Source organism: Longimonas sp., assembly GCF_046498435.1.
Classification (GTDB): Bacteria; Bacteroidota; Rhodothermia; order Rhodothermales; family Salinibacteraceae; genus Longimonas.
Genome location: NZ_JAWOAR010000211.1, coordinates 1 through 7,389, shown reverse-complemented (window position 1 = coordinate 7,389; position 7,389 = coordinate 1). Strand labels below are relative to the sequence as shown.

Sequence of the window (7,389 nt, the reverse complement as noted above, 5' to 3'; positions counted from 1 at the left end):
TGTCATGGTGAGCGCAGTCGAACCATCTCCTTGGCCGTTGGCAAGAACTTTTCGGGACGGCACGGCACGCGTATCTATCTTGGTTCAACCCAAACATTAACCTGTGACACGACACTACTGCCCTGTCAAGGATAATTTTTCGGGTTGTGTGATAGTATGGAATCCCTCCCCCTAAATCCCCCTCCTCCGAGGGGGACTTGGGAAGGGGGACTTGGGAAGTGGCACCTCACAGTTCCTTCCTCCTCGGGGAGGAAGGGTAGGATGGAGGGGAAAATACGCACCTGAACCCAACCTTTCAGGGTTGACACAGCACTAGTGCTCTGTCAACCCTCATTTTGATGGTTGCCCTGGCATCAGCCCCCACGAAGCCTGTCATGGTGAGCGCAGTCGAACCATCTCCTTGGCCGTTGGCAAGAACTTTTCGGGACGGCACGGCACGCGTATCTATCTTGGTTCAACCCAAACATTAACCTGTGACACGACACTAGCCCCGGGGGGAAGGAAGTTTGGAGTGAAAGGGAGTGCCCTTCTTCTGCTTACTTGAAGTCTCTTGCCAAATGCACATACCAGCGGTTGGGGCGACCGCTGTCGGTATACGCTCAAGGGGACAACAATGGGAGAAGCGGAGCATGTAGACTGATGGAATGTAGACCCATGGCATGTAGACCGATGGAATGCGCCGTGCAATCGTTGAGGCCCGCTAAACAGATACGGACCGTTCGCTCCAGGGAAGGCTTTTTTATCGGGAAAGCGGTCACTTAATGTCTACCCGCTACCGACTTTTGCATCCCCCCAGTACAGGAAACGAAGCACCAGTGCCGCAATCAATCGAAGGCGTCCGAGCAGACGTACTGTTTTCCGCACAGCAGCGCTGGATCTTCCCAGTGTTGCTATTGCTGACGGCGCACGCTATTCACTGTCGGCCGCTCGATCGAGATGCGCATCGAACCAATCGAGGATGCGCGGCGTCACGTCCATGAGCAGTTTAGGCTCGCGCGGGCCGTGTGGCGTACGCGGGTAGAGAACCATCTCGGTAGATACGTCCTGGCGTTTCAGGGCGCGGTAGAACTCCTGGCCCTGGCTCGGAGGCACGCGGTCGTCTTCCGCACCGTGGAGCACCTGTGTGGGCGTGGTCACGTTGTCGATGCGGTAGACGGCCGAGTGCCGCTCGTACGTCTCGAAGTTATCCCAGAACTCCCCGCCCATGTGGCCCACGAGGTAATCGGGGATGTCCGTTGTACCCACCATGCTGATGAGGTTGGGCAGCCCAGCTCCCATGCTGGCCGCCTGAAACCGATCTGTTTTGGTGACGGCGTAGGAGGTCATGTAGCCGCCGTAGCTCCAGCCCATGAGTGCGAGGCTGTCGGGGTGGGCCACATCGCGCTCAACCATGAGATCGACGCCGGCCATCAGGTCCTCGTAGTCGCCATTGCCCCAGTCCTCGACGTTGGCGTAGCGGAACTCCTTTCCGTAGCCGGTGCTCCCGCGCGGATTGGGACGCAGCACCGCGTAGCCCTCCTGGGCAAACACCTGGGTCATGTAGATGCCGGGCCCGCCCGTAAAGGAGCGGTTGTAGACGCCTGCCGGTCCGCCGTGAACGCTAAGGATGAGCGGCACGCGCGTGTCGTCCTCGTAGCCAACCGGATACGTGATGAGCCCTTCCACCTCCGTGCCATCCGGCGCGGTCCAGGTGAGCACCTCCGTGCGTCCCATCGGCGGCATCGGCACGTCTTCGTGCAGGGTCGTGAGCTGGTTGCGCTCGTAGGCGTCGAGGGCAGTCACGTACAGATTTTCGGGGGTGTCGGTGTTTTCGTAGGCGTAGGCCATCCGGCTTGCGTCAGGGGTGAGCGCAATGTTGCCGTGGAGGCCGTCGCGCTCGGTGAGCTGGCGGGGCGATTCGCCGCTTGTGGGTACGGCGAAGAGGTGACTGGAGGTGCGCGCCGGCTCGCTGATGAGCACGGCGTCATCCTCGCTCCACCCTTCCAAGCTGCTGCTGCGATTGGGCGTTTCGGCCAGCTTCTGTGGCGTGCCCCCCGATGCTGCGATCACGTAGACATCATTCAGACCCACGGGCTCAGGTTGGCCGCCTTGCCCGGTGAACGCAATCTGGCTGCCATCGGGCGAAAAGTGCGGGGCGCTGTCTACGCCCGGCTGCTCCACAAGCGTTGTCACGGCCCCACTATCGGCAGGCACGGTGGAGATGTCGGCCTCCGTGAAGCCGCTGTTGATGTTCGGGGTAGGCTGATGGTCAAAGACGAGGGTGCTCCCGTCGGGCGACCAGTCAAAGCTGCGGATGTGGAAATCTCCGTCCGTGAGGCGCTGGACCTGCCGCGTCGAGTCGTCGGCCTCGGCTACGTCGGTTGTGTAGAGGTGACTGTACAGGTGCTCTTCATCGACGACCTGCACATCGCGCCGCTCCTTTTCGCGCTGCTTTTCCGCGTCCGACTTCGGGTCGGTCATTGTGTAGGCGATTTTGGAGCCGTCGGGGGCCCACTGGAAGCTATCCACGCCCGTTTCGGCATCCGTTACCTGGTACGCTTCGCCGCCCTGCACACGCATTGCCCACACCTGGGGGGGGCCGGAGCGTGTGGTAATAAAGGCGAGGTGCTGGCCCTCTGGTGAAAAGGCGGGACTGTAGCTGGAGTGCTCGCCGCGTGTGTACTGCATGTTCATCTCGCCATCTGCCGAGGCCAGGTGAATCTGGCTCCGGTACTCGGATTGCTCGCCCTCCATGAGCGGCTCACGCACCACATACGCCACGAGCTGTCCATCTGGCGCGATCGCAGTCCCCTCAATCGTGTGGTACTGCATGCTGAGCTCGGGCGTCCAGCGCGTGGTGTCGCTGTCAGACTGAGCCGTAGCGTGAGGTGCGCTGCTCACCAAACACAGCAGAAGCAGCGCGCTCCAAAAATGATATCGTTGCATGACAGCAGGGTGGGTTTATCGAAGAATAGCAGGGGCCCCCAAGAAACTGCATAGACACCTCATTTTCAACAATGAAAGTTCACGGATGTGCTGATACAACGGGTTTGTTCGAGATGTATGTTATCATTCAACAAGACCATAGGGGACGATGGAGAAACGCTGTGTATTGTGGAAACCGGCATAGAAAAGCGGATCCAGACCGTATGAGGCTGGATCCGCCGGATGTATCTGCGCAGTTGCAACTGCTATCGTGCAACTGCTATCGTGCAGCTTCTATCGGACGTTGCGGTTTGGGATGTATGCCGGACCGCCGTTGAGACCGACGTACGTAAAGTCGTCATTATCCTGGAAGATCATGTTGTACTTCACATTCAGGTCCAGGTCAAATCCAGAGGAAAGCGGGATGCGTACCCCCAGGCGCGGAGCGAGCCCGAAATCCGTGGAGCTCTCCCCGTTGCTGACGATGTAGGGACCTCCTTCCATGCCGATGTACGGCTGCACGCCAGTTAGCGAGAAGTTGTATTTCGCGGCAAGGTGGAGAGGAATAATATCTATGTCCGAGACGTTGCCTTCGCCCTTGAACTGATGATAGCCCCCTGCGACTCCGACGAAGAACGTATTTGTCGCGCGGTAATAATAGCCGCCTTCGAGGGCCAGACCAGTCTGGTAAGCATCCGCCGCATCGCCTGTGACGAATTGCGGCCCACCGTTAAAGTAGAGCTGGTGTTGCCAGGACCGCGTCTGAGCGGTTCCGTCATCCGGGCTCATAGCAACAAAGAGAAGAAGGCTGACGGCAAGAAGTCCAAAGCGTTTCATAATAAGAACGGGGGATTGGTAAGAATATCTGTCTGTGCTTTGAAAACGGGGGGATACACGCTGGGTTGTACGGCATCTGGGCATTGCCGATAAATTGAAACATATGCCGAATGCAGCGACTGTTACCGCATCAGCAATATTGGGACGACTCGGCCATCCGTTACGGCTCAGCCTGCGGAATGACCGTTGACACACCAAGAGTGTGCTGTCACAGGTCAATCTTGGTGTAGCAACGTACTCTTCTCATACGCCTGTCATCTTGAGCGGATACCGACCACTGTCGGCACCGTCTGCGTTTCTGGCGTACACCACGGCACCCCCTTCGGTATCGCTGTCGCGTGGGAAACGCAGGAGCCTTCATTTGCTGAGCCAACGGGGGACCGTTGGCTCCAGTCTATCCCCCCAGCTGCTGGCGCGACGGCTCCCTCTTTAGGGGAGCGATTAGGGGACTGCTGCTTTACCTCACACCTCAACGTCATCCTGACCCACGACGACTGTCGGGGGGAAGGATCTCGACGCCACCCCTGCACGTGTGGCACGATCCTTCGGTGAAGAGCGCTGGATTCCGGGCAGTTATAGAATCGCGCTAAACACGTACCAGCAGTAGTGCTGTGTCAACCCTCATTTTGATGGTTGCTCTGCAATCACCCTCCCACGAAGCCTGTCATGGTGAGCGCAGTCGAATGATTGGCATGGAGGGCCGCAAAAGATCCTGGCTATGGGAGTGCTTTGGCAAAAGATGTCGTAGCGTACGGCGTCGAATCTCACAATCCTACACGGCCGACAGGGGGGCGTCGGTCGCAGGAGACGATGCTTCGTTGCGTTCGCAGTTTGCCCGGATAGTTCGTTTATTGTACCCAACCGAACATAGCCGTCTCCTGCTGGAGCACGGCCCGTTCGTTGCTCTGTCCCGTTCTTTAGCATCCGTACTGCCTATGCACTCCGATGAGAAGCTCTCCAAGAAGCGATACAAAAAGGAACTCAAGCGTCTTCGGATTGAGTTGCGGCGGCTGCAGAAGTGGGTTAAGATGCAGGGGATGCGCATCGTGCTTGTGTTTGAGGGACGCGACGCAGCGGGCAAAGGCGGCGCAATCAAGCGGCTCATCAAACCGCTCAATCCGCGTTTCTGCCGTGTGGTCGCGCTTGATAAGCCGACGGAGCGCGAGCAGACGCAGTGGTACTTTCAGCGCTACGTGGAGCATCTGCCATCGGCAGGCGAAATCGTCATTTTCGACCGGAGCTGGTACAATCGGGCGGGTGTGGAGCGCGTGATGGGGTTCTGCACGGATGAGGAGTATCAGCGCTTCTTGCGGGATGCGCCTAAGTTTGAGCATCTGCTCATTTCCTCGGGCATCCTGCTGATCAAGTACTGGTTCTCGGTCAGTGCCAAGGAGCAGAGGAAGCGGTTCAAAAAGCGCATCAACAGCGATACAAAGCGGTGGAAGCTTAGCGCGATTGACCTGGAGTCGCGCGCTCGCTGGCAGGAGTACTCACGCGCGAAGGACAAGATGTTCGCCCACACCGACACCGAGGAGTCGCCCTGGCACGTGGTGCCGTCGGACATCAAGCGCAAGGCGCGCCTCAACTGCATCCACCACTTCCTGAGCATGGTCGACTATGAGGATGTGGAGTTTGTGATGCCCACGGAGATCACGCTGCCGCCCAAACAAGAGGAACTCGACTACGAGCGCCCGCCCATCTCGTCGCAGCGGATTGTGCCGCAGGTGTATTAGGGCGTGCGTTGGGGAGAGCGTCGTGTTGAGCGGAGAAAGACATTGCACGGAATAAAAATGGCAGTTTTCCGCTGTCAATACATTTATGACCTCTTAATCGCTTTTGTACAATGAAGGGGTGCAGGCTATTCGACGTGCGTTTTACAAATTGCCGGTCAGGTACATGATCAGAAGGATGGCCAGGACCAGCCCGAGGAGGCCTCCCACTCCGGCAATCCCACCGCTTCCTCCCCGATAGCCAAGACCGCCTCCAATGACGACGAGAACCAAAACAACGACCAGAACCAATACAAGAGGACTCATAACGGTTTGCGTTTAGGGAATGCGTTTGCGAAGCCATGCGTGTAGAGACACGCTGTAGCTGGCTGGTTGCCTTTGCCTCCGGGCGTGCTCCGTTGGCACTAACGTCTCGGTGGGCGAACGGGAACCGACCCGCCCGATTGCGAGGCCGAGGGAGCCATTCGTTAGAAGGTGTAGTTCGCCTTCTCGGCGAGCGTGTCCAGCTGTTGCCGGACGGCTTCTCGCTTCTCGCCTGTTTGCTTCTGAAGGTATCCTTCGAGGCGCTCGCGTTTGCCCTCGAACTGATCCATGTCATCACCGGTCAGGTCGCCCCATTTTTCCTGGACGTGTCCCTTAAACTGCTTCCAGCTTCCTTTGGCCTGCTGCATTTGGGGGCTGTTTTTTCCTTTTGAGCGAGCCATGATATAATTCGTTGGTTGATGCGTAGGGCATGTGGTGCAATCAGAGGAAAGAACCCGCGTAAGGGGTTTCGCTCCTCGTTCTGCGATTCTTCCGACAGAGCGCACATCTGAATAGTTGTCGTTCGGATGCAACCTCGTGTTGGCTCTCCTAATGTGCTTCAGACGGTGCGTAGATGCCTTGCATGTATAGTGCGCCCGGTGGTAAGGGATTGGTGTGATGTCGGGTAAGTAATGGAGGGGACGTGCTCAGTTGCGGGCGATCTCGCTCCGCAAATGGGACGGGCGAGCACGAGCAACTGCCACCGGTCTCGCGGCGTCGGACCGCCCGTACGAACTACGTACCGATGCATCCCGCACATACAACCTGAGGCTCACGGAAACAGGTCGTCCAGCAGGCCGCGTCCGTGGATCGTCACGCTTGGGATGAAGAGCACGGGATTGTCGTTCGAGATGTCGAGGGCGGGCTCGTCGTAGTAGAGGCCGATCTCGGGCGAGATGCCCAGCTGCTGGTCGCCAATGCGCACGCCGAAGAAGCCGCCCACCGTGGGCGTATCCGACGCGGCCGACTCGCTCAACGGAAGCGTCTGCATGATGCGCGATCCGCCGTAGGGCGTCAGGGTCGCCGCTTCGAGACCTGAGGCCACGAGCGTGCCCCCGCCTGAGGGCCGCTCTCGCCCAATTGCATCTGCTGAGCGCCAGGGAGATGGTTCGACTGCGCTCACCATGACATGTCCGGAGGATGAACCAAATGTTTGGGGAAGTGCTCACCCCACAAACGCGCCGTCGTCGGTTGGGGTGAGGTGGCCGAGGGTGGCGAGGGTGTCGAGGAGGTCGCGGACGTTGGCGCGGGGGGCGCGGTGGAAGTGCCGCGCCACTTGCTCGGGCGTGAGCGGGTCGCCGGTCTGTTCGACCACCTGACGCACCAGCTGCGCCCGCTCGGCCAGCGTGCCGGGCCACGGGAGCGGCTCTACGGGCGCGCCGTCGCCGCTGAGGTCGATCTCCAGATCCAGCGCGGCCTGGGTGCTGGCGTCGGGGTCCTGGTAGGCGGGGCGCAGGTAGCGGATGTGCCCTTGCTCTTCTTCGGCGCGCCGCTCGGCGTTCAGGTCCACCAGGCGCTGCAGGATCGCGTCCTCCGGCAGGTCGGCGGGCCAGCCGTAGGCATCGGCGACGGCGGCGTCGAGGTCGTCGTGCAGTTCCTTGAGCAGGCCCACCAG

Annotated in this window: 6 protein-coding genes and 1 pseudogene; 1 reads left to right on the top strand and 6 read right to left on the bottom strand. The window is 59.4% G+C overall.

Annotated elements, in window-relative coordinates; translation table 11 throughout:
- Positions 1-909 precede the first annotated feature (909 nt).
- Entirely contained in the window at positions 910-2,925 is a 2,016-nt protein-coding gene (locus R6U20_RS07915) for a S9 family peptidase (protein WP_410337319.1), read from the bottom strand.
- A gap of 273 nt (positions 2,926-3,198) precedes the next feature.
- On the bottom strand, positions 3,199-3,741 hold the full coding sequence (locus R6U20_RS07910; RefSeq protein ID WP_410337318.1) for an outer membrane beta-barrel protein: 543 nt from the start codon (positions 3,739-3,741) through the stop codon (positions 3,199-3,201).
- Positions 3,742-4,676: 935 nt separating this feature from the next.
- On the opposite strand from R6U20_RS07910, the gene ppk2 reads away from it, so the two are divergent.
- Positions 4,677-5,474 carry a polyphosphate kinase 2 gene (gene ppk2 / locus R6U20_RS07905; RefSeq protein ID WP_410337317.1) on the top strand — a complete coding sequence of 266 codons (798 nt, stop codon included), beginning with the start codon at positions 4,677-4,679 and terminating at the stop codon, positions 5,472-5,474.
- Between the two features lie 141 nt (positions 5,475-5,615).
- Here the strand turns inward: ppk2 and R6U20_RS07900 are convergent, their stop codons facing one another.
- The 4 genes and pseudogenes from R6U20_RS07900 to R6U20_RS07885 form a co-directional block, all read right to left on the bottom strand.
- Positions 5,616-5,777, bottom strand: coding sequence for a DUF3309 domain-containing protein (locus tag R6U20_RS07900; protein ID WP_410337316.1), 162 nt, complete (start codon positions 5,775-5,777; stop codon positions 5,616-5,618).
- A gap of 161 nt (positions 5,778-5,938) precedes the next feature.
- Positions 5,939-6,175 (bottom strand): CsbD family protein, encoded by a 237-nt coding sequence (locus R6U20_RS07895; protein WP_410337315.1) that lies wholly within the window; start codon positions 6,173-6,175, stop codon positions 5,939-5,941.
- 371 nt (positions 6,176-6,546) lie between these two features.
- A complete protein-coding gene (locus R6U20_RS07890; protein ID WP_410337314.1) occupies positions 6,547-6,900 on the bottom strand; it encodes a hypothetical protein in 354 nt (117 codons plus the stop codon).
- A gap of 39 nt (positions 6,901-6,939) precedes the next feature.
- Positions 6,940-7,389, bottom strand: a pseudogene (locus tag R6U20_RS07885) (class I SAM-dependent DNA methyltransferase); the annotation flags it as partial.